Raw genomic sequence first — 2,829 nt, forward strand, 5'->3', positions numbered from 1 at the left:
GGCCAGCCTGCTGCTGGCCGGCTGCGGCCAGAAGGGGCCGCTCTATCTGCCCGACGACGAGGCCGCCGCCGAACGCTACGGCACGGGCGCTGCCGCCCCCAACGACGACGAGAGTTAACGGACCAACATGGATCACTTCGAATACCGCGACGGCGTACTCTACGGCGAGGAGGTCCCGCTGACCCAGGTGGCCGACGAGATCGGTACACCCTGCTACGTCTACTCTCGCGCCACCCTGACCCGCCACTACCGGGCCTACACCGAGGCGCTGGGCAGCCACCCTCACCTGATCTGCTACGCGGTCAAGGCCAACTCCAACCTGGCGGTGCTGAACCTGCTGGCGCGCCTGGGCGCCGGTTTCGACATCGTCTCGCTGGGCGAGCTGGAGCGCGTGCTGGCCGCCGGTGGCGACCCGGCCAAGGTGGTGTTCTCCGGCGTGGCCAAGCAGGAGCACGAGATGGCCCGGGCGCTCGAGGTGGGCATCAAGTGCTTCAACGTCGAGTCGCGCGCGGAGCTCGAGCGCCTGTCCGCCGTGGCCGAGCGGCTGGGCAAGGTGGCGCCGGTGTCGCTGCGGGTCAATCCCGACGTCGACGCCGGCACTCACCCTTATATCTCCACCGGGCTCAAGGACAACAAGTTCGGCATTGCGGTGGACGAGGCGCTCGAAGTATACGAGCTGGCCGCACGCCTGCCGGGACTGAACGTCGTCGGCATCGACTGCCACATCGGCTCGCAGCTCACCGAGCTGGCGCCCTTCCTCGACGCCCTGGACCGCCTGCTGGTGCTGCTCGAGCGTCTGCACGAGCGCGGCATCAAGGTGGAGCACCTCGATCTCGGCGGCGGTCTCGGCGTGCCCTACCGCGGCGAGCGGCCGCCCCAGCCCTTCGACTATGCCGCCTCGCTGCTGGAGCGCCTGGCCCAGTGGAAGCACGGCGAGAACCTGACCCTGCTGTTCGAGCCGGGCCGTTCGATCGCCGCCAATGCCGGCGTGCTGCTGACCCGGGTCGAGTTCCTCAAGCCCGGCGAGACCAAGAACTTCGCCATCGTCGATGCCGGCATGAACGACCTGATCCGGCCCTCGCTGTATCAGGCGTGGCAGGCGATCATTCCGGTGGACACCCGCCACGTGCGCGAAAGCGCCGTCTACGACGTGGTCGGCCCGGTGTGCGAAACCGGCGACTTCCTCGGCAAGGAGCGTGAGCTGGCCATCGGCCCCGGCGACCTGCTGGCGGTGCGCTCCGCCGGCGCCTACGGTTTCGTCATGGCCTCGAACTACAACAGCCGTCCGCGTCCCGCCGAGGTCATGGTCGACGGCGACGGCTATCACGTGGTGCGCCAGCGCGAGAGCGTCGAGTCGCTGTGGGCCGGCGAAGCGCTGCTGCCCAATGAGAGCAAGACGAGTGAAGGAGGCGCGCGCTGATGCTGCTGCACTTCACCAAGATGCATGGCCTCGGCAACGACTTCATGGTGATCGATCTGATCACCCAGCGGGCGCGGCTGCGCGACGAGCAGATCCGCAAGCTCGCCGATCGCCGCTTCGGCATCGGCTTCGATCAGCTGCTGGTGGTCGAGCCGCCGCGCAGCCCCGACATGGACTTCCGCTACCGGATCTTCAATGCCGACGGCAGCGAGGTGGAGAACTGCGGCAACGGCGCTCGCTGCTTCGCCCGTTTCGTGCTCGATCAGCGTCTGACCCACAAGCGCGAGATCCACGTGGAGACCGCCGGCGGGCCGCTGACGCTGGTGGTCAATGACGACGACCAGATCACGGTGGACATGGGCACCCCGCGCTTCGAGCCCACGGCCCTGCCCTTCGATGCCGCCGAGGATCGCCCGCTGCATGCGCTCGAGGTCGACGGCGAGCGCTACGAGATCGGCGCCGTTTCCATGGGCAACCCCCACGCCGTGCTGCGCGTCGACGATGTCGACAGCGCTCCCGTCGAACGCCTCGGCCCGCTGATCGAGCGCCATCCGCGCTTCCCGCGCCGGGTCAACGCCGGCTTCATGCAGGTGGTGTCTCCCCACGAGATCCGCCTGCGGGTGTTCGAGCGCGGTACCGGCGAGACCCTGGCCTGCGGCACCGGCGCCTGTGCCGCGGTGGCCAGCGGCATCCGTCAGGGTCTGCTGGAGAGCCCGGTCACGGTCCATCTGCGCGGCGGCGACCTGCGCATCGAATGGGCCGGCGACGAGACGCCGCTGCTCATGACCGGCCCCGCCGAACGCGTCTTCGAAGGGCGTATCGCCCTGGCCTGATGTGACGGGCCAACCCCGAACCGTAGGAGTCACTGCATGACCCGAGCCGTTCCCGAACCGCGCAAGACCCTCGATCCGGACCGGGTAGCCGAGTGGCTGGCCCGCCATCCGGACTTCTTCGTCGGCCGCGAGGGGCTGCTGCAGCAACTCAAGGTGCCCCATCCGGAGGCCCACGGCACCACCTCGCTGCTGGAGCGTCTGGTTCACGACCTGCGCCGCCGCGCCGAACAGGCCGAGTGGCGGCTGGAGCAGCTGCTGGAGTCGGCGCGCCACAACGAGGTGCAGTACCGCCGCACCCGCGAGCTGGTGCTGGCGTTGCTGGATGCCGAGGATGCCGACGCCCTGGGCCAGGCACTGGCTACGCAGATCGCCGAACGCTTTCAGATCCCCGCCGTGGCCCTGTGGTGTCCCGCCCAGCTCACCAACCACGAGCCGCTGCCGCCGCAGCCGCCGCGCCACGTGCTCGACGAACACGCCGGCGTACGCCTGGCCGCGCTGCTCGACGGACGCACCAGCCGCTGCACCCGACTCACCCCCACCGACTGGGGTCGCCTGTTGCCCCACGCCAAGCCGCCG

Annotated in this window: 4 protein-coding genes; all 4 read left to right on the plus strand. The window is 69.5% G+C overall.

What is annotated here, in order from left to right:
• Window positions 1-118, plus strand: a 118-nt coding sequence (locus B8115_RS00455) for a lipoprotein (protein ID WP_010625757.1), incomplete at its 5' end; no start/stop codon positions are given.
• A 9-nt stretch (window positions 119-127) separates the two neighbouring features.
• Window positions 128-1,420, plus strand: coding sequence for a diaminopimelate decarboxylase (lysA, locus tag B8115_RS00460; protein WP_010625758.1), 1,293 nt, complete (start codon window positions 128-130; stop codon window positions 1,418-1,420).
• Window positions 1,420-2,253: a diaminopimelate epimerase gene (gene dapF / locus B8115_RS00465; protein WP_010625759.1), complete on the plus strand. Its 834-nt coding sequence runs from the start codon at window positions 1,420-1,422 to the stop codon at window positions 2,251-2,253. Before lysA ends, dapF begins: the two co-directional genes overlap by 1 nt.
• Before the next feature lie 36 nt (window positions 2,254-2,289).
• A partial coding sequence (locus B8115_RS00470; RefSeq protein ID WP_010625760.1) for a DUF484 family protein occupies window positions 2,290-2,829 on the plus strand: 540 nt, incomplete at its 3' end.

It is taken from the genome of Halomonas sp. KM-1, from assembly GCF_000246875.1.
GTDB lineage: Bacteria > Pseudomonadota > Gammaproteobacteria > Pseudomonadales > Halomonadaceae > Halomonas > Halomonas aerodenitrificans.

Coding starts and splice junctions, on each gene's coding strand:
- lysA (WP_010625758.1), top strand. CDS start 128: ATGGATCACTTCGAATACCGCGACGGCGTACTCTACGGCGAGGAGGTC.
- dapF (WP_010625759.1), top strand. CDS start 1,420: ATGCTGCTGCACTTCACCAAGATGCATGGCCTCGGCAACGACTTCATG.